At 72.1% G+C, this 18,217-nt stretch carries 18 protein-coding genes and 3 pseudogenes; 8 read left to right on the top strand and 13 right to left on the bottom strand.

Features of this window, described 5'->3' with window-relative positions:
* Positions 1 to 82 precede the first annotated feature (82 nt).
* Positions 83 to 688 (bottom strand): annotated as a pseudogene (locus IG90_RS0132435) (RICIN domain-containing protein); the annotation flags it as partial.
* 56 nt (positions 689 to 744) lie between these two features.
* Here IG90_RS0132435 and IG90_RS0132430 point away from each other — a divergent pair.
* The gene (locus IG90_RS0132430; protein ID WP_267958707.1) at positions 745 to 1,407 is read left to right on the top strand and encodes a TetR/AcrR family transcriptional regulator; all 663 of its coding nucleotides are present in this window, start codon (positions 745 to 747) and stop codon (positions 1,405 to 1,407) included.
* Between the two features lie 378 nt (positions 1,408 to 1,785).
* Here the strand turns inward: IG90_RS0132430 and IG90_RS0132425 are convergent, their stop codons facing one another.
* A complete protein-coding gene (locus IG90_RS0132425) occupies positions 1,786 to 2,883 on the bottom strand; it encodes a helix-turn-helix domain-containing protein (protein ID WP_030592717.1) in 1,098 nt (365 codons plus the stop codon).
* Positions 2,884 to 2,977: 94 nt separating this feature from the next.
* Between IG90_RS0132425 and IG90_RS0132420 the strand changes: the two genes are divergently transcribed.
* Positions 2,978 to 4,516, top strand: a complete 1,539-nt coding sequence (locus IG90_RS0132420; RefSeq protein WP_030592714.1) for an alpha/beta hydrolase — start codon at positions 2,978 to 2,980, stop codon at positions 4,514 to 4,516.
* Between the two features lie 110 nt (positions 4,517 to 4,626).
* Here the strand turns inward: IG90_RS0132420 and IG90_RS0132415 are convergent, their stop codons facing one another.
* Positions 4,627 to 5,037 (bottom strand): Ohr family peroxiredoxin, encoded by a 411-nt coding sequence (locus tag IG90_RS0132415; protein WP_030592712.1) that lies wholly within the window; start codon positions 5,035 to 5,037, stop codon positions 4,627 to 4,629.
* 113 nt (positions 5,038 to 5,150) lie between these two features.
* On the opposite strand from IG90_RS0132415, the gene IG90_RS0132410 reads away from it, so the two are divergent.
* Together IG90_RS0132410 and IG90_RS0132405 are read left to right on the top strand one after the other, a co-directional pair.
* Positions 5,151 to 5,639 (top strand): MarR family winged helix-turn-helix transcriptional regulator, encoded by a 489-nt coding sequence (locus IG90_RS0132410; RefSeq protein ID WP_030592711.1) that lies wholly within the window; start codon positions 5,151 to 5,153, stop codon positions 5,637 to 5,639.
* Between the two features lie 456 nt (positions 5,640 to 6,095).
* Positions 6,096 to 6,722, top strand: a complete 627-nt coding sequence (locus IG90_RS0132405) for a hypothetical protein (RefSeq protein ID WP_030592709.1) — start codon at positions 6,096 to 6,098, stop codon at positions 6,720 to 6,722.
* A gap of 220 nt (positions 6,723 to 6,942) precedes the next feature.
* On the opposite strand, the gene thpR is transcribed toward IG90_RS0132405, so the two are convergent.
* Both thpR and IG90_RS0132395 read right to left on the bottom strand, forming a co-directional pair.
* On the bottom strand, positions 6,943 to 7,572 hold the full coding sequence (thpR, locus tag IG90_RS0132400; RefSeq protein ID WP_030592708.1) for an RNA 2',3'-cyclic phosphodiesterase: 630 nt from the start codon (positions 7,570 to 7,572) through the stop codon (positions 6,943 to 6,945).
* 233 nt (positions 7,573 to 7,805) lie between these two features.
* Positions 7,806 to 8,120 (bottom strand): annotated as a pseudogene (locus IG90_RS0132395) (MFS transporter); the annotation flags it as partial.
* Between the two features lie 90 nt (positions 8,121 to 8,210).
* Here IG90_RS0132395 and IG90_RS0132390 point away from each other — a divergent pair.
* Positions 8,211 to 8,828: a helix-turn-helix domain-containing protein gene (locus tag IG90_RS0132390; protein WP_033894845.1), complete on the top strand. Its 618-nt coding sequence runs from the start codon at positions 8,211 to 8,213 to the stop codon at positions 8,826 to 8,828.
* A 52-nt stretch (positions 8,829 to 8,880) separates the two neighbouring features.
* On the opposite strand, the gene IG90_RS41175 is transcribed toward IG90_RS0132390, so the two are convergent.
* Together IG90_RS41175 and IG90_RS47190 are read right to left on the bottom strand one after the other, a co-directional pair.
* The gene (locus IG90_RS41175) at positions 8,881 to 9,312 is read right to left on the bottom strand and encodes a PQQ-dependent sugar dehydrogenase (protein ID WP_241193160.1); all 432 of its coding nucleotides are present in this window, start codon (positions 9,310 to 9,312) and stop codon (positions 8,881 to 8,883) included.
* A 6-nt stretch (positions 9,313 to 9,318) separates the two neighbouring features.
* Entirely contained in the window at positions 9,319 to 9,495 is a 177-nt protein-coding gene (locus tag IG90_RS47190; protein WP_241193161.1) for a hypothetical protein, read from the bottom strand.
* Positions 9,496 to 9,986: 491 nt separating this feature from the next.
* Here IG90_RS47190 and IG90_RS0132380 point away from each other — a divergent pair.
* A pseudogene (locus IG90_RS0132380) lies at positions 9,987 to 11,351 on the top strand (glycoside hydrolase family 6 protein); the annotation flags it as partial.
* Positions 11,352 to 11,482: 131 nt separating this feature from the next.
* Here IG90_RS0132380 and IG90_RS0132375 read toward each other — a convergent pair.
* The 3 genes from IG90_RS0132375 to IG90_RS0132365 all read right to left on the bottom strand — a co-directional run bounded on the left by IG90_RS0132375 (position 11,483) and on the right by IG90_RS0132365 (position 14,026).
* Positions 11,483 to 12,643 carry an oxygenase MpaB family protein gene (locus IG90_RS0132375; protein WP_030592702.1) on the bottom strand — a complete coding sequence of 387 codons (1,161 nt, stop codon included), beginning with the start codon at positions 12,641 to 12,643 and terminating at the stop codon, positions 11,483 to 11,485.
* A 62-nt stretch (positions 12,644 to 12,705) separates the two neighbouring features.
* Positions 12,706 to 13,761, bottom strand: a complete 1,056-nt coding sequence (locus IG90_RS0132370) for a polyprenyl synthetase family protein (RefSeq protein WP_030592699.1) — start codon at positions 13,759 to 13,761, stop codon at positions 12,706 to 12,708.
* A complete protein-coding gene (locus tag IG90_RS0132365; RefSeq protein WP_030592697.1) occupies positions 13,751 to 14,026 on the bottom strand; it encodes a hypothetical protein in 276 nt (91 codons plus the stop codon). The genes IG90_RS0132370 and IG90_RS0132365 overlap by 11 nt, the downstream gene beginning before the upstream one ends.
* Before the next feature lie 149 nt (positions 14,027 to 14,175).
* On the opposite strand from IG90_RS0132365, the gene IG90_RS46960 reads away from it, so the two are divergent.
* Entirely contained in the window at positions 14,176 to 14,778 is a 603-nt protein-coding gene (locus IG90_RS46960; RefSeq protein WP_324604321.1) for a class I SAM-dependent methyltransferase, read from the top strand.
* Positions 14,670 to 15,026 carry a hypothetical protein gene (locus IG90_RS46335; protein WP_051860346.1) on the top strand — a complete coding sequence of 119 codons (357 nt, stop codon included), beginning with the start codon at positions 14,670 to 14,672 and terminating at the stop codon, positions 15,024 to 15,026. Before IG90_RS46960 ends, IG90_RS46335 begins: the two co-directional genes overlap by 109 nt.
* Positions 15,027 to 15,133: 107 nt before the next feature.
* Here IG90_RS46335 and IG90_RS0132355 read toward each other — a convergent pair whose 3' ends face one another.
* From IG90_RS0132355 to IG90_RS0132345, 3 genes are all read right to left on the bottom strand, one after another.
* Positions 15,134 to 16,330: an RNA polymerase sigma factor gene (locus tag IG90_RS0132355; RefSeq protein WP_030592694.1), complete on the bottom strand. Its 1,197-nt coding sequence runs from the start codon at positions 16,328 to 16,330 to the stop codon at positions 15,134 to 15,136.
* A 7-nt stretch (positions 16,331 to 16,337) separates the two neighbouring features.
* Positions 16,338 to 16,745: a YciI family protein gene (locus tag IG90_RS0132350; RefSeq protein WP_030592691.1), complete on the bottom strand. Its 408-nt coding sequence runs from the start codon at positions 16,743 to 16,745 to the stop codon at positions 16,338 to 16,340.
* A 132-nt stretch (positions 16,746 to 16,877) separates the two neighbouring features.
* A complete protein-coding gene (locus IG90_RS0132345; protein ID WP_030592688.1) occupies positions 16,878 to 18,086 on the bottom strand; it encodes a saccharopine dehydrogenase family protein in 1,209 nt (402 codons plus the stop codon).
* Between the last annotated feature and the right edge of the window lie 131 nt (positions 18,087 to 18,217).

The following is an 18,217-nucleotide window of genomic DNA, read 5'->3' as shown; positions in this document are numbered from 1 at the left end:
GACGTGGGGAGCCGCCGAGCGCGTGTACCGCAGCGGCTCCCCCCGCCCGGAGAGCCGCTGCGGTCCCGGCACGCCCGCCGCGTCAGCCGGCCAGGGTGAACGCCTGGGCCGGGGAGTCGGAGCAGGGCTGTTGCGAGAGCCTTGCGGCATCGGCCGTCGAGGAGTTGTCGACGCCGAGGCACTTGCCGCTGTGGCGGGCGACGAAGCGGTACCGCCCGCCGGCCAGGGACTCCGGCCGCCACTGCTGGTTGACGCCGCCCTCGTACGACCACAGGTGCACCCTGGTGTCGTCGGCGGTCGCCCCGGGACCGCCGTCGACGTCCCAGGCCTTCGCGTTGTGCCGGTTGACCACCTGGTAGTGGCCGCCGTCGGTCGGCGTGAACTGCCATCCCTGGTTGGCCCCGGTCCCGCAGGCCCACTGCTGCAGCGCGGTGCCGTTCTCCGTACCCCAGTCGGCCGCGTCGAGGCAGGCCCCGCTGTTGGCGTTCCGCACCTGGTACCACGCGGTGGGGTCGACGGAGCCCGCGGGCGGATCGGTCGTTCCGCCGTTCCCGTCCCAGGTGAAGGTGGCGACGGCCCCGGCGGGCAGGGTGTACGCGAGCGACCTGCCGTCGTCCGTCAGGGAGAACCGCTGCGACCCGGAAGCGGTGTTGACGACGACGGCCGCGCGGCTGCCGTCGCGGTTCTGGGTCCCCGCTGCCCGGAAGATCTTCACCAGGCCTCCGGCAGGCTTAAGCTGAACCGGTGAGCAACCAGTCAGTGGGCAGACCGGCACGCACTCCTGCCAGGCCCCGCACGCCGCGCAGCCCGGAAGCCCGGCAGCGACAGAAGGACATCCTGACCATCGCCATGGACGCCTTCGCCGCCCGCGGCTACAACAACGCCTCGCTCGCCGAGATCGCGGACCGGGTCGGCCTCACACAGGCAGGGGTCCTGCACTACTTCCGCTCCAAGGCCCTGCTCCTCACCAGCGTCCTCGAACTGCGCGACCAGAAGGACATCGAGCACCTCGGCCCCGACCGCCCCCACGGGCTGGACTTCCTGCGCCACCTGGTGAACACCGCGCTGCTCAACGCCGAACGCGAGGGCATCGTCCGGCTGTACGCGGTGCTCTCCGCGGAGTCCGTCACCGACGACCACCCCGCCCAGGACTACTTCCGCGACCGCTACCACGGGCTGCGCGCCTTCGTCGCCGACGCCCTGCGCGAGGCCTGCGAACTGCCCGCCGAGCGGGCGGACCTGACCGACAACGCGGCCAACGCCATCATCGCGGTCATGGACGGCCTCCAGGTCCAGTGGCTCCTGTCGCCGGACTCCGTGGACATGGCCGCCTCGACCGACCTCGTGGTCACCTCGCTGCTGGCGACCCTGGCCCCCGGACGTTTCGGACCGCACGCCGCCGGCTGACCGCAGGGGCCGGGCGTCCAAAAGGGGCAGTGGTCTTCCAGGAGTCCGCCGCGGAGGAGCAGTTCGCACCTTCCCGCCGGGGGAGGTGGGGGAAGAGCCGGCTTCTGCTCGTGCCGGTGCGGTCCCGGATGCCGTCCAGCGTGGTGCGGTCGACGCCCTGCTCGCGCAGCACCTCCGCGGCGTCCTCGACCATGCGGGCCTGGGTGGCGCACCCCGGTCGCCGCCGCTCCGGCCGGGCCGGTCCCGCTCCTCCAGGCCATTGCGCGCGGCCCGCTTCAACAGGACCGACGGCAGGTTCGAGGCCCGACGCCGTGAAGGTGAGGGCGGGCTGCCCCACCGTGCGAGCTCGACGTGGTGGAGGGCGTGAAGAGCGGCGCGTTACCCGTACTGCGCCCCGCTCACCGGGGTGGGGACGGCCCGCGCCTGGTCCGGTACGGGTGAGGCGGCGGAATCCTGCCCCGCACCGGCACACGCGCTTCCCGCACCGTCGAGGACGTCCGCCGTCTCCAACTGGGCTTCCAGCGCCGCCAGAAGCCAGTCGTGCGCGGAACCCGGGGTCGGCTCGGGGCGGCCGCCGGGAGCGCTGATCACCTCTGCGGTCAGGTCCCAGTACCGGTCGATGCGCGGATCGGTCGCGAGCCGACCGGCCAGCAGGCGCCGGAAGCCGGGCGTGTCGTGGGCGCCGTACGTGCCGGCGTACGCGTCCACGAACCCGTCCAGCGCCTCACCGGGAGCGGGCACCGCACCTCGGCGCAGTTCCCCGCCCGCCAGGTCGTACGCCTCGGCAAGACCCGCGTACAGCACGGCCGACGCACGAGCCCCCGCGACACCGTGCGCCCGGGGCTGGCAGGAGCCACCGCCCCCGCCGCCGCACGGACGGGTCACGAAGGCGTGCAGCCGGGCGAAGGCGAGGACCTGGGCCGGTTGGGGATCGTCGGGAGGGTCCGGCACCGCCGCCTCCAGGAACGCGGTGACGGAGCGGGCAGGCATCCGGGGCGGCAGCCACGCACGCCAGAAACGGGCCAGTGAGGCGGTGCTCGGCGGGGCGGCGACCGCCCCGACCAGCCGCAGCCGGCCGGGCCGTTCGGCCGGCGGGCACTCCTGCACCAGCCGGAGCGCGGCCTCCCGCCAGCGCAGCGCCGCGAGCTCGGACCCCAGCGTGCGCAGCCGGCCGGCCACGGCGTCCTCCAACGCACCGCCCGCGCCACCCGCACCTTCCGTCCCGGCCCCGTCCCGCTCGTCCTGCTCGTCGAGGATGCGGCGCACTTCGGGAACCGGCAGGTCGAGGCCGCGCAGGGAGCGGATCATGGCCAGCCGCTCCACGGCGTCCGGGGCGTACCTCCGGTGCCCGCCGACGCTCCGGGACGCCTCCGGCAGCAGTCCGCGGTCCGAGTAGAAGCGGACGGTCTTGACGCTGACGCCCGCGTGCTCGGCGAGTTCACCGATGGTGCACAGGCCGTCGTACGACGAGAACACTTGAACCTCCACCAGGGGGAGTTCCTACGGTACCGGCGAGGCGCTGCCGGGGGATCGGGCCGGTGCGCGGGAGACAACGTGACGAGGAGGAACCATGACCGTATTCATCCTGGTGGCCGGGGCGTTCACCGGCCCGCACGTGTGGCGGGACACCGCCGCGCGGCTGACGGCGGACGGCGCCGGGGTACGCATCGCGGCGCTCACCGGACTCGGCGGACGCCCCGGCGGTTCCGGCGCCCCAGGCGGGGGCATCGACCTGGAGACACATATCGCCGACGTGCTCGCGGTCATCGACTCGGTGGCGGCGGAGCCCTGCCGGGAGATCGTGCTCGTCGGCCACGACTACGGCATCCACCCGGTGCTCGGCGCGGCCGACCGGCGGGCCGGGGCGATCGCACGGATCGTCCACCTGGACGCCGGGATGCCGAGGGACGGCGTCCCCGCCCTGGCCGCCGTACCCGACCAGCGCCTGCGCGCGGAGGTGGCGGAGCGCGCCGCCGGAAACGGGGGGCCGGCCACCGGCGGTGAGCTGCCGCCCCCGGCCCGGGACGCCTGGTCCCGCTGGGGGAGCACCGCGGGCCTCTCCGATGCGGCGCTCGACGGGCTCACCGCCCTCGCGGCGCCGCAGCCGCTGGGCACACTGCTCCAGCCGCTGCGGCTCACCGGCGCCGTGGCCGCGGTGCCCGTGACCGGGGTGCTGTGCACCGGCAACGGACCGGGCATCGAGATGCTCCAGATCATGGTGGACGTCGGCGATCCCGCCCTCCGGGCCCTGGCCGAGGCCCGGGTGGCCCTCTTCGAACTGCCCACGGGGCACTGGCCGATGCTGTCCTGCCCAGCCGAGCTGGCCGCGACCCTGATCGAGGCCGCGTCCGGCGGGGGCCACAGGCTGACCTCCGCCGACGCCACGCACCCGCCGGCCCATCTGCGGCCGTTCCTCCTCGACGTACCCGAACGGCCCCGCGAACGGACCGGGAACACCGACCTGTACCTGCCGGACGGTCCGGGCCCGCACCCGGCCGTGGTGTTCGTGCACGGCGGACCGGTGCCCGCCGAGGCGCGGCCCACGCCCCGGGACTGGCCGACCCTGACGGGATACGCGCGCCACGTCGCCGGGCAGGGAGCCGTGGGCGTGACGCTCGACCACCGCCTGCACTCCGTGGCCGACTACGGGACGGCCGCCGAGGACGTGGCCGACGCGGTGGAGCGGGTGCGCGCCGATCCTCGGGTGGACGAGGACCGGGTCGCCCTGTGGTTCTTCTCGGGCGGGGGCCCGCTCTCCGCGGACTGGCTGTCGAAGCCCCCGGCGTGGCTGCGCTGCGTGGCGGCGAACTACCCGATCCTCTCGCCGCTGCCGAGCTGGGGACTGGCCGACGCCCGCTTCCACCCGGTCCGGGCGGTCTCCCACGCCGGTCAACTGCCCCTCGTGCTGGTCCGGGCGGGACGCGAGAGCGCCGAGATCGCCGCGACCGTCGAAGAGTTCCTGGCCGAGGCCGCCCGCTGCGGAGCGAACGTCGAGGTGATCGACGTACCGGACGGACGCCACGGCTTCGAGACGCTCGACCCGGTCGACGGGGCCCGCGAGGCCGTCCACCGCGCGGTGGACGCGGTGCTGGCCCGCTTGAAGGGGTGACAACTGACTATCTGACACCGTGAGGAGCGGGGGCCGGCCGAGGCGTGCTCGGTCGGCCCCCGCTGCGGCAACGGTGTGGTCTGGGCGGGTACGGAGCGGAAAGGAGGCGACTACTCGATGACCAGCTGGACGTCGATGTTGCCCCGCGTGGCCTTGGAGTACGGGCAGTAGGCATGGGTGGCCTCGACCAGCTTCTGCCCGGCCTCGCCCGCGATGGAGTCCGGCAGCTCCACACGCATGACCACAGCGAGCCCGAAGCCGCCGCCCTCCTTGCCGATGGAGACTTCGGCGGTCACGGAGGCGTCCTTGGTGTCGACCTTCATCTCGCGACCGACCGCCGCCATCGCGCTGGCGAAACAGGCTGCATAGCCGGCGGCGAAGAGCTGCTCGGGGTTGGTGCCCTTGCCGTTGCCGCCGAGCGCCGGGGGCATGGCGAGGGGCAGGTCGATCTGACCGTCCGAGCTCACGGCGCGGCCCTCGCGCCCGTTGGCGGTGGCGGCGGCGGTGTACAACGCGTCCATGGGGTGATCCTCCTCCGGAGCCTCGACCGGGATGGTCGCGGCCACTGCCCTAAAGATTGCACACAACTTAATTGTGCACAACTCAATGACGTGGCCGGCGGTACGCTGGTTCCATGACCACTGTCCCGAGCGCCTCGCCCGACCTCGCCGCCGTCCCCGACGCGGAACTGTTGCGGCTGGACCACCAGGTCTGCTTCTCGCTGCACGCCGCGTCGCGCGCGTTCGGCGGCTTCTACCGGCAGGCGCTGAAGGGCCTCGGTCTCACCTACTCGCAGTACCTGGTCATGCTGGTCCTGTGGGAGCACGGCCCGCAGTCGGTCAAGGCCATCGGGGAGCGTCTCCATCTGGACTCCGGAACCCTCTCGCCGCTGCTCAAGCGCCTGGAGACGGCCGGACTGGTCCGACGCGAACGCAGCCGCGAGGACGAACGCTCCGTCCTGATCGACCTGACCGACCAGGGTGCGCGACTGCGCGACCGCGCGCTGACCGTCCCCCGTGGAGTGCTGGCCGCCACCGGCCTGTCCGTGGACGAGGTCCTCGGGCTGCAGGAAGTCCTGGGCCGCCTCACCGCCGCCCTGGGGGAGGCCGTCGACGCCTGCTGATTCAGGGCGTCGGCGGTGCGCTCGACGACGGCCCGCCGCGTGGCGGGGTCCAGCCGTTTTGAGGTCGAGGATTCGTACGGCCACGGGCCGGTCGGCCGCGAGGTGGGCGAAACCGGTCGAGCGCGGCCGGGTCGTCGGCCGCCCACGCTGGGGACGGCGCCCACCGTTCCGTCACGGGTTCCCGGACGGTCGCGTGTGCGCGGTTCGTCGATCCTTCGAGCAGGGGCAGGAGCAGGAGCTCGGCCTGAGTGGCGCTCTGGAAGGCGCCTCGGGTGCAGCGGCCGGCCGTTCGTCCCGGGTGGCCGCGGCGGCGGGCTTCCCCGCCGCCGCGACGAGGTCGGCCTTCCATGGGTCGGTCAGATGCTGCTGGACTCCATCGGTGACAGGTGAACCTGTCGGCGACGGAAGTCGACATAAATGATTGCGAACCTGTTCGATGACAGTTAAAATTGTCGCATGGATGATGTGAGGGCGATCCCCACCCCCGATCAGAGCGATGAGAACTTCTGGCCCACGGTCCTGACCCCGGTGGACCCCGCCTGGAACGAGCCCGGCGACGGCGACGCGTTCGCCATGGACGAGCAGGTGCTCGCCGCGGCCCAGGCGCTGGCCGAGCGGATCTCGACGCGGGCGCTCGCCTATCGCACCGCCGGTAAACCCTTCGACGCCGCACTCATGGCCGCTCCCGATGTGCAGCTGGCGGTGTTGCGGTCGCTCTACGAAGCCAAGCGGTCCGTCGACCGGCTGGCCGAGAGCGCGGCCACCGTCGCCGGGCGTGGCGGATCCAGTTACGCGCAGCTCGGCGCGGCCTGGGGCGGCATCAAGCGCCAGTCGGCCCGCCTCAAGTGGCCCCACGCGGTGCCGAAGAAGTCCGCCAGCGAGTCCATCCCGCTCCACTACGCGGGCGGCGACGCGGTTGTCCACCACGATCCGGGCGCCGACGCCTGGTGGTACACCGCCACGGGCGCGGACCTGCAGGAGGACGAGTCGGAGGCCGTCCACGGCACGTCCGCCGAGGCCATCGCACGGGCGACCGAGTTTCTGCTGGCGCACGCCCGGCCCGCGAAGCACGGGACCGAGTGACCGGGAACGCCGGCCCCGGCGTCCATCTCCCCGACTCCGTCGGCCGGCCGCGCATCCGCGTGGTCGGCAACAACGGCTCCAGAACAGCCCATCGCCTCTCGGCCGGATCTCCAGTCCCACCCGATGATCATCTCAGATCAAGATCCACTTTCAGGCGGACCCTGGCCGCCTCTTCTGGTTCCCGGCCGACGCTGCCGCTGTCATGGGGATGACGCGTCGCTCAGGCCCCGCCCGCCCCGCCCCGGAAGTCCCAGGCCTCCATGTCGCGGTAGTGGATCGGCCCCGGGCCACGACCGATGTTGCTGCCGACCAGATGGAGGCGCCCTGCGTCCCAGCTCCGGCCGGCGAACCCGGCCAGCCCGGCCGCCGCTTCCACCGTGGCCGCATGATCGCCCCGGCGGGACCGGGCAAGGGTCAGATGGGGCCGGAGCGGCCGCTCCGGGAAGGCGACACCGCACTCCCTGACGAGGGCGCGTACGTCGGTGGCGAGCCGGTGCAACCCTTCGAGGTCACCCGTGACGCCGGACCACAGCACCCGCTCGTCGAAGTGCCCGCCGCCGCGCAACGCCAGCCGCAAGGGCGATTGCCGCGCCGCGAGCGCGGCGAGCGGCGGCATCAGGGGCGGGACGGCGGTGACCGGCAGCTCACCGAGGAAAGCCAGGGTGATGTGCCAGTCCTCGATACGGTTCCACCGCAGGCGGGGGTAGGCGTCGTAGGCCGGTCGCAGCGCCTGCGCCAGCTCTTCCTTCGCGTCGTCCGGCGGGGCGAGCGCCAGGAACACGCGGGTCGTCGTGGCCCGGACGCGTTCGTCCGCAGAGGGGCCGGTCACGGCTTCGAGCGGTTCGTTCACCCGCCGTACCGTACGTGCCGGCCATGCCCCCGCCGCAACGCGGGGCCGAGGACGGACCTGGGCGGGTCGACGCCGTACCGGACGATGTGCCTCGGGAACGCGGCTCGTCGCGCCCGTCATCGGAGACAGTCCGTGCGTCCCTCGCACCGGGCTCCAAGGGGCCCTTGGGGAGGACGCCGAACGCGTTGCCCTCGGGACACCATCGCCAGGAAGCCGCCGTCGTCGTGCCCCTCGAAGACGGTCAGGCCGGTCAGCAGCACGGGCTCGCGGCCGAGCCGGTCGCCGATAGCGCCGAGCGGCAGGGCGGCCAGGCCGAGGGGGTAGATGTTGATGATCCACAGGGTCGTGCTCTGCGAGGCGCCGAAGGCGACGACCAGGTCGGGCTGGGTGACGTCGGGCCCCGAGACCGAGGCGATCACGGCCATCAGCGCGAGGCACACGGTGATCGGGGTCGTGCGGCGCCGACGCGCGTCCGGCACGCCCTTGCCGGACTCGCCCGAGGCATCGTTCGGATCGACGCTCACCGGACCGGGCTGGCGCGTACTCATGGATTGCTCTTCCGTGCGAGCCCACCTCTTCCGGGGCCGAACGCGGACGACGCCAAGTGCGACTTGCACCAATGGCATACGCTCATGCCTATGACGCAAGAGGATGGTGAGCTGGACAGCCTGGTACGCAAACGCATCCGCGCCCTGCGCGTGGCCCAGGGCTGGTCCCTGGAGGAGCTGGCCACCCGCGCGAGGATCAGCCAGTCCACACTCAGTCGCATCGAGAACGGCCGGCGCCGTCTGGCCCTGGACCAGCTCGTCACCCTCGCCCGCGCCCTGGACACCTCCCTCGACCAGCTGGTCGAGACCGCGACCGATGACATCATCTCGAACCCGATGATCGACGGTGCCCACGGTCAGATGCGGTGGCCCATCAAGGCGGAACCCGGCATGACCGTCATCCGCCGGCGCATGACCGAGCCGCCGCCCGACAACCCGGCGCGCCTGCGCGCGCATCCGGGCCGTGAGTGGCTCGTCGTCCTCTCCGGCACCGCGATACTGCTCCTGGGCAACCGGCGCCTGCGGATCGAGACGAACCAGGCGGCGGAGTTCCCCACCATGCTCCCGCACGCGATCGGCACCGAGGGCGGGCCGTGCGAGCTGCTGGGCATCTTCGACCGGGACGCCCGCCGCGGCCACCTGCGCGGCGAGGGCGCGGAGAAGTCAGACCGCCCGGACAGCGGTCCGGGGCCCCGCCGATCATCATGATCGGCGGGGCCGTGACCGGTCCGCGCAGCTGACTCCCGCTCGCATCAGCGGCTCACGCGGGGTCGACGCGCCAGACGGCGCCACCGCTGCCGAGCACGTACAGCTCGCCGTCACCGCCCTCCACGAACGAGATGACCTCGCCGCCGCTGACTCCGAGGTCGCCCACGCCGGTCACCTCGCCGTCCGCCATCTGGAGCGTACGCAGCGTGCCGTCGCAGTAGTCGCTGAACACATAGCTCCCCTGAAGGTCCGGGAGTGCCTCGCCGCGGTAGACGAATCCGCCTGTCACCGAGCAGCCCAGGCCCGTACGGTCGTACTCGTGGACCGGCGGGACGTGGTTCGCGGGTTCCGTGCCGCCCCGGAAGGGATGCGTGCCCTCCATGGCGGACCAGCCGTAGTTCCCGCCGCTATGTGTCGAGGACCGGCTCGCCGAGACCCAGAACCATCCAGGACCCGTACGGTGCCCGCGCGTTCGGCTATCCACAGCGTGTCATCGAAGTCCGGCCGTGCCGGCGGACGGCCCCTGGGCCCTGGCCACTTCGGTCAGCGAGGCGTTCACCGGCTGGACCGGGGCGGCGGGCTCGTCGGCCGACGCCGTGGAAAGGGCCAGGGACGTCACGAGGCAGAGCGTGCCGATGATCGCCGAGCTTCTGGTGCGAAATTTCACCGTGGCCTCCGGGAGGCGGCGAATGGGGGGGGGAGGCACCCGGCTGCTCGCGTGGAGTTGAGTGGGGGCGCGAGCCGACAGGCAACCTGGGTGGGGGGATGGTGTGTCACCGGCCAAAGGTGAGGATAGGGGGACGGAAACGGCCTGGCCCAGACCAGTGTTACGCCATCTCCTTCCGCGCCGCGCCTTGGGTTACCCGCAAGTCGGTAGTCGGCCAATCGTCGACGCGAACGCGACCGTTGACGTTTACCTGCGGCACTGTCGCCCAACGATGGGAGCGCTCCACTTCCCCTCAACGTCCCTTCCGTGCGAGGTGATTACGTTGGAACGCTTGACAGCCATCGAATGCCGCGTCAGTTTGGGAGCGCTCCCACGCAAGCTTTCCCTCGCGCTTCCCCCCAACTAGCATCCCCCACCTCCCGAGCGTCACGGACCCCTGAACCCGTCCGTCGATACCCGCGACGGACGTACGAGAGGAGCACGGAGCCGCAATGAGAACCAGAGGAACCACCCCACACGCACCGCGCATACGAACGGCCGCCGTACTGTCCGCCCTGGCCATGGGCGCATCGCTCGCGGTCGCCGTCCCCGGACAGGCGTCGGCCGCGGCCCGCGTCGACAACCCCTATGCGGGCGCCACCGCGTACGTGAACCCCGACTGGTCGGCCAAGGCCGCCGCGGAACCCGGCGGCGGCGTCATCGCCGACGAGCCGTCGTTCGTCTGGATGGACCGCATCGCCGCGATCGACGGCACACCCGGCGCGCGAGGCTTACGCGCGCACCTCGACACGGCCGTCAGCCAGGGAGCCGACCTCTTCCAGGTCGTCATCTACAACCTGCCCGGCCGCGACTGCGCCGCACTCGCCTCCAACGGCGAACTCGGCCCCACCGAACTCGACCGCTACAAGAACGACTACATCGACCCCATCACCGACATCCTCGGCGACCCCGCCTACGCGAGCCTGCGCATCGTCACGCTCATCGAACCGGACTCGTTGCCCAACCTCGTCACCAACGCCGGAGGCACGGCCGGCTCCACGCCCGAGTGCGCCACGATGAAGGCCAACGGCAACTACGAGAAGGGCATCGGGTACGCCCTGCACACGCTCGGAACCCTGCCCAACGTCTACAACTACGTCGACGCGGCCCACCACGGCTGGCTCGGCTGGGACTCCAACTTCGTCCCCGCGGCACAGCAGTTCAAGAAGGCCGCGACGATGGAGGGCGCCACCGTCTCCGACGTGCACGGCTTCATCGTGAACACGGCCAACTACTCGGCACTCCAGGAGCCCCACTTCGCGGTGACCGACTCCGTGAACGGCACCACGGTGCGCCAGTCGCGCTGGGTGGACTGGAACTACTACGTGGACGAACTCTCCTACGCCCAGGGCCTGCGCACGGAACTGGTCCGCCAGGGCTTCGCCCCCGACCTCGGCATGCTCATCGACACCGCCCGCAACGGCTGGGGCGGCGCCTCCCGGCCCGCCGGACCCGGACCGCTGACCGGCGTCGACGCCTATGTCGACGGCGGCCGCACCGACCGCCGCATCCACGCGGGCAACTGGTGCAACCAGAGCGGGGCGGGCATCGGCGAGCGTCCCACCGTCGCACCCGAGCCGGGGATCGACGCCTACGTCTGGGCCAAGCCTCCGGGCGAGTCCGACGGCAGCAGCGAGCCCGTCGACAACGACGAGGGCAAGGGCTTCGACCGGATGTGCGACCCGACGTACACCGGTAACGGCCGCAACGGCTACAACCTCACGGGCGCCCTGCCGGACTCCCCGGTGGCAGGGCACTGGTTCTCCGGACAGTTCCAGGAGCTGCTCCGCAACGCCCACCCGCCGCTCGACGGCGGCAGCGGCGAGTAGGAGGACACGCGGGCCCCGAGCCACGGCCCCGGTGCCGCACCCGACGGGAAACGGCCCGTCGGGTGCGGTCGGGGGACCCTTGGCAGGAAGGCCTGCTGCCGCCGGGCCGTGACCGTGCGTCAGCCGGGGACGGTGGCGGCGGGCGGATTCCAGCGGTGGCGGGCCGCCGCGGGGGAGACGCCGTACTCCTCCTTGAGCTGCTCGGGAATGGCGTAGTGCATCACGCGGCCACGGGTGAGGGAGGACAGTTCGAGGACGGTGGTGAGATGGCCGAGACGGTCCAGGGCCCAGGCACCCAGCGGCGACCGGTCCTCGATGGTCTCCAGGACGCCGAGAAGGTGGGGGACGGCCTTGACGACGGTGTCCCACGAGGTACGGGGCACCTGGAGCCAGTCGGCGCAGGTGTCGCCGGTCAGATGGCGGATGAGCGCGGAGACGATCGGGTCGAAGAAGGTCCCGGGCACGACCTCCTCGTAAAGATCGATGAGCTGCCGGGTCAGGTGCGCACCCTCCTCGGATGGCCCCATGTGCCGGATCATGTACAGGTCGAGGAAGCGGCGGGCCTCGTCCAGGGACCGGGGAACGGCCTCCTGGCTGACGCCCAGCATCGCGCCGACCACGCGCCAGGCGTAGTAATAGGCCTCCGCGCCCTCCTGCGACATATGGACGCCGAGGCGGTGCAGGCTGTCGAGCACGAGCATCGAGAAGAACATCTGCCCGCCGATCATGTCCTCCTGACAGATCGGCGTCCCGAGCGCTTCGGTTTCCCACCGGTCCTCGCGCAGGAGGTGATGGCGGATGGACGCGTGCAGAAGACGGACCTTCTGGGCGGCGGGGATGAAGCGGCCCCCGGCCTCGAAGGCGTCGGGACGCATCAGGTAGACGGTGAACTGGCCGGTCTCCGCCATCCGTTTGGACGGGTACCTCAGCCCGTGGGTGGCCGACAGGAGCTTCGCCACATGCGGGACCACGTAGCAGGCCGGCATGGAGGCGAACGACAGAGCGGTGGAGATATGCACGTTGTTGTCGATGAAGAACAGCCGGGCCTTCTCCATCTCGCCCCAGTCGACCCAGGCCGGCGGTGCGCCGGTGGCCCGGAGGTACTCGCGGGCGACATCGGGGAGCCCGTCCGGAAGGGGAGCACCCGCGGTGGATACGTAGCGCATCAGGGTGTTGAACTTGCCCACCTCCCCGCGTTCGAAGAGCGCGGCGACGGTGGCGTCGGCCAGCTCGTCACCGTCCTGCCGCAGGGCGTTCATCGATGCCTCGGTGTAGCTCATGACGGAGTTCCTTGTCCTCGGGGCGGGGCGGGGGATGCGGTGCGGTGTGCGGCCGGCGAGGGTCAGGACAGCCGGGCGGTCGCCGAGTTCGCCAGCGCGGTCAGGGCGTCGGCCGCACCCGGGGGCACGTCCAACTCGTGGAGGGCGCCGAGGGCCTCCTCGACCCGCGCCGTGATCATGTCCTCGACGAGGCCAGGGGCCTTCAGCCGCCGCATCACTTCGCGTACCGCGTGCAGCCCGTCCTCGTCGAGGTCGCGTCGCCCCAGGAGGCTCCGGAGTCGGTCCCGGTCGCCGTCACCGGCGACACGCCAGGTCTCCGCGAGCAGGGCGGTGGGCCGGTGGCCGCATACGTCGTCGGCGTTGGCCTTGCCGGTGCGTCCGGGTTCTCCGAACAGCCCGAGCAGATCGTCCCTCAGCTGGAACGCCTCGCCCAGCGGCAGCCCGTACGCGGAGTAGCCCTCGCGCAGCCGACCGCCCGCCCCGGCCAGGGCGCCGCCGATCAACAGGGGCTGCTCGACCGTGTACTTGGCGGTCTTGTACCGGATCACCTGCAGGGAGGCCTCGGTGTCCGGCTCCGCTCCGGTACGCAGGATCTCCAGGCACTCGCCCGCGATCAGCTCCCGGCCCAGCACCGACCACAGCGGGCGGGCCCGGCCCAGATAGGCGGCGGGCAGACCGCTGGCGGCGAACAGCTGCCCGGCAAGACCCATCAGCAGATCCCCCACCAGCATCGCCAGCGACCTGGCGGCGGCGACGGAACGCGGGCGACGGAGCACAGCACCGCGCAGCGCGATGTGGGCGGTGGGCCGGCCGTGCCGCAGCGCGCTGTCGTCGATGAGGTCGTCGTGCACGACCGCGGCGGCATGGACCAGCTCCAGGGAGGCGGCCGCCCGCACCAGCGCGGTGCTGTCCGGCTGCCCCACCGCCCGCCACCCCCAGTAGCAGAACGCCGCCCGCAGCCGCTTGCCGTCCGCGACGACCGCTTCCACCTGCGCGGCCACCGGGGCCAGGGACGGGTCGATCGCCGCGAACAGGCCGGCCTCCCGGGCGACGAAGGGGTGCAGCACCTCGTCGACCCGCGCCTTGAACGCGGACGCGTCCCACCGGTCAGGCGTCATCGGAGGCCCGCCGGGCAACGGCGTGCCGGGCGAGGAGCTCCAGATGGGCCGGGGGCGGGGCGGCGTACCGGTCCAGCGCCAGCCGCCCGCGCGCCATCAGTTCCTGCTCGGCCTCCGCCGCCAGCTCCGCTGCGTCCGAGCGGCGCAGCAGACCTCGGACGGCCCCCAGGGCCGACCCCACCGCGCTCACCGCCAGATCGGCCGCCCCCGCCACGAGCAGGACCACCCGCTCGTCCATATCCCCGCGTCCTGCCTCGCCCGTCATGTCTGGCTTCATGCCACTCCCCACCCCCGCAGCTGCCGACGGCGCAGGTCACGCGCCCTTCCCACAGCATCGCGTCGCCCCGTGCACCGGAGGGGCGGAAGTCACGATCGAGTGATCGACTCGCGCGACCGTGCGGTTCTTCGCCACCGGTGCCCGGTGCCGGTGCTGCCTCCGCCTCCGCTGCTGTCGCTGTCGCGAACCGCCGGACGGCCGGTCGGGATGGGAGCCCGCCGACCCATACGCGACGCCGGGAGGAAGCCCGCGATCTTGTGGCTTCTGCCAGTACGGCGGCCGGCCGACGGCGCGCGAGACTGTCCGCCGGAGCCGCGCGAAGACCCGGGACGGGGCGGCCGAAGCCAAGGGCGGGACGAAGGACGGTCCGCGACCTGGCATCCGGTACCGGCTTCTCCAACAGGGAATTGGGGCGGCGCGGTGCCACGGACGTGCTCGGCGTCGAAATCTCCGGTGAAATGGTGGCCGCGGCGCGGGGGTTGGAACGACGTGATCCGCCGGGCGTGCGCTACGAGGTCGGCGACGTCTCCGAACCTGCCCTCCCTCGGGCGGACCTTCGACGTCCACCTGGCCGTCCAACTGCTCAACTACGCGGAGGACATCACCGCCATGGAGCGGATGTGCCGCAACGTTGCACCGGAATCCGACGCCCGGTGGCGAGTTCTTCGTGCTCGCCCCGTCACCCGACTTCCGCTTCGACGGCCCGTCCCCGATCCCGTACGGCTTCGGCTCCGCGCTGACCGGCGAGGAGGCCGAGACCGGACCGCGCGTCCGTATCACGGCGCTCCTCGACTCGCCGACCGGCTACGTCACTGTCTGCACGCGTCGTGAGGTCTGGGAGAAGTGTCTGCGGGCGGCGGCCGGACTCAGCGACGTGGCCTGGGTCCCCCTGGAGGTGTCTGAGGTGGACTGCGCAGGTTCGGCGCGCACTTCTGGGCGGACCTCCACGCCGGCCCGCCGCTGGAGATGCTGCGCTGCCCGCGCCTGAGCACCACACCGGGCGGGACCGGCGCCTCCTGACGCGTACACCGGGCGGGACCGACGCCACGGAGCCCTACACCGTTCCTGGCTTCGGAACCGTAACTCCGGCCCGGCTCAACGCGGACGGCCCGCGTTGAGCCGCGCGGCCTGGCGCGTCAGATGGTCGTGCTCGGCGAGGGTGGGGGCCTGGTGGGCGGCCTCCGCGTACAGACGTGCCGCGGTCGCCAGGTCGCCGGCGCGCTCGTGGAGATACGCGGCCACCGCCGTATGGCGGGGCAACGAGTCGCTCAGCGCGGCGAGTTCGGTCAGCCCGGCGCGCGGACCGTCGGCCTCGCCGACGGCCACTGCCCGGTTGAGCCGGACGACCGGGCTGTCCGTGAGATCCGCGAGCTCGTCGTACCACTCGACGATCTGCACCCAGTCGGTCTCCTCGGCGGCCGACGCGTCGGCGTGGAGCGCCGCGATGGCGGCCTGGGCCTGGAACTCGCCCAGCCGGTCGCGGGCGAGGGCCGCCTGCAGGATCCCGACGCCCTCCCCGATCATTCCGGTGTCCCAGCGCCCCCGGTCCTGCTCCGCGAGCGGTACCAGACTCCCGTCGGGCGCGGTCCGGGTGGCGCGCCGGGCGTGGTGGAGCAGCATGAGGGCGAGTAGCCCCGCCACCTCCGGGTGGTCGAACGAAACCGCGAGCTGCCGGGTGAGCCGGATCGCCTCGGCGGCGAGGTCGACCTCACCGGAGTAGCCCTCGTTGAAGACGAGATACAGGACGCGCAGCACGGTGGCGACATCGCCGGGCTGATCGAACCTCACACCGGAGACGGTGCGCTTCGCCCGGCTGATGCGCTGGGCCATGGTCGCCTCGGGCACCAGATACGCCCGGGCGATCTGGCGGGTCGTGAGCCCGCCGACGGCGCGCAGTGTGAGGGCGACGGCGGACGACGGCGTCAGCGACGGGTGGGCGCACAGGAAGTAGAGCTGGAGCGTGTCGTCCACCGTGGGCGCGGGTCCGGGTGCGGGCTCCTCGTCGACGAGGTCCTCCCGCCTGCGCCGGGCCGCCTCGGCGCGGGTCGCGTCGAGGAACCGCCGCCAGGCCATGGTGACCAGCCAGCCCTTCGGGTCCCGGATGGGGTCCCGGATGGGGTCTCCCCTGCCCGGGCGAAGCCGGGAGCTTGGGGAGCGGTCGTCCCGCCAGACGCGGACCGCCTCGACCAGGGCGTCCTGCACGGCGTCCTCGGCCGCCGCGAAGTCAGCTCCACGGCGGACGAGGATGCCGAGGACGCTCGGCGTGAGGCTCCGCAGGAGGGCCTCGTTCATCGGGGTGTCACTCCGTGATGGTGGGCGAAGCGGACAGGAACGGGCGTACCTCCAGCCACTCGTGGATCGGCTTCCCGCCCGCCCCCGGAGCGGCCGACAGCTCCCCGGCCAGCTCGACGGCACGGTCGTAGCCGTCGACGTCGATGACCATCCAGCCCGCGATGAGGTCCTTGGTCTCGGCGAACGGCCCGTCGGTGACCGGCGGGCGGCCCTCACCGTCGTACCGGACCCACGCGCCCTCGGGGGCGAGCGCCTGACCGTCGACGAACTCGCCGGTCTTCTCCAGCCGGTCCGCGAAGTCCTGCATGTACTGCATGTGCGCCGAGATCTCCTCGGGCGTCCACCGGTCCATCGGTACGTCGTTGACCGCGGCCGGGGCTCCGCGGTAGTGCTTGAGCAGCAGGTACTTGGCCATGATGTTCTCCTCGGTGCCGTGCGACCCATTCTGGCCGCTCTCACTACGGGGACGGAGCCGGATACGGGTTCTCGACATCGTCGCCCGAGAACTTCTCGACCTTCTTCCGACGGGCCGCAGGGCGGCCCGCGCTCACTGCTCGCGCAGGCCCCAAGGGGATCCGTACTCGACGAGCAGATCGAGGAACGGGCGCGGGTCCAGCGCCTCGGCGCCGAGCACGCCCGTGCCGCTCCAGGTGCCGTTCGCCACGAGCTCCAGGGCGATCACCGGATTGACGGCCGTCTGCCAGACCACGGCCTGGGAACCGTACTCACGCATCGACCACTGGTTGTCGACCACGTGGTAGAGGTACACCTCGCGGGGCCCGCCGTCCTTCGTGCCCTTGACCCAGGTGCCGGCACAGGTCTTCCCGTGCATCAGCTCACCGAGGGAGGCCGGGTCGGGCAGACAGGCCGCGACCACATCACGCGGCGACACCGCACCGCCGGGCACGCTCACCCTGTCCGTGCGGTCGAGACCGAGCTTGTGGAGGGTCTTCAGGGTCTCGATGAACTCGTCGCCCAGCCCGTACTTGAAGGTGACCCGCCGAGCCTCCACCCAGCGCGGGATCAGCAGAACCTCCTCGTGCTCGACGTTGACGCATTCGACCGGACCGATGCCCTCGGGGAAGTCGAAGACCTCCGGCTCGCTGAACGGGGCCGTGGTGAACCAGCCCCGGTCCTTCTCCCAGACCACCGGCGGGTTCAGGCACTCCTCGATCGTCGTCCAGATCGAGAACGACGGGGCGAAGTCATAGCCCTCGACGTCAAGATTCGCACCGTCCCGGACGCCGATCTCCTCGATCGCGTCGAACAGCTCGTCCGCGGCGTACCGGGCGAAGACGTCGGAGAGTCCCGGCTCCACGCCGACACCGACGAGCGCGAGCCGGCCGGCCTTCTCCCACGCGGCGGCGCGCTCGAACTGCCCGTCGCCGAGCTTGACCCCGCACTCCTCGTACGGGCGCTCCGGATGCGGCGAGGAGAGAGACATGGCCATGTCCAGATAGTCGACGCCGGCGGCCAGCGCCGCTTCGAACAACGGCATCACGAACCGGGGGTCGGTGGCGTTCACGAGGATGTCGCACCGCTGCTCGGCGAGGAGGGCGGTGACCGCCGCCCGGTCCGAGGCGTCGACGCGCAGCGCGGTGAACCGGGTCTTCTCCCCGCCGAGCGCGGCCACCGCAGCCTCGGCCCGGGGGAGGTCGTAGTCGGTGACGATCATGTGGTCGAAGAACGAGCGGCGGGCGGCGATCCTGGTGATCGCCGTGCCCACGCCACCTGCGCCGACGAGCAGTACGCGCATGGCGGATGTGCCTTTCGTCAGAGAGCCGGGCCGTGTGGGCCGGTGCCCTTGGATTCGTCCATGAAAGGGGTGCACTTGAGTAAGGTCAACGTTGTTGGCATAAGGTCGGCCACCGGCAGGAGGGTGCCGGT

It is taken from the genome of Streptomyces anulatus, from assembly GCF_000721175.1.
Taxonomy (GTDB): Bacteria; Actinomycetota; Actinomycetes; order Streptomycetales; family Streptomycetaceae; genus Streptomyces; species Streptomyces anulatus_C.
Note: the sequence above shows the minus strand (reverse complement) of the source record. Positions and strands in the feature narration are given on the sequence as shown.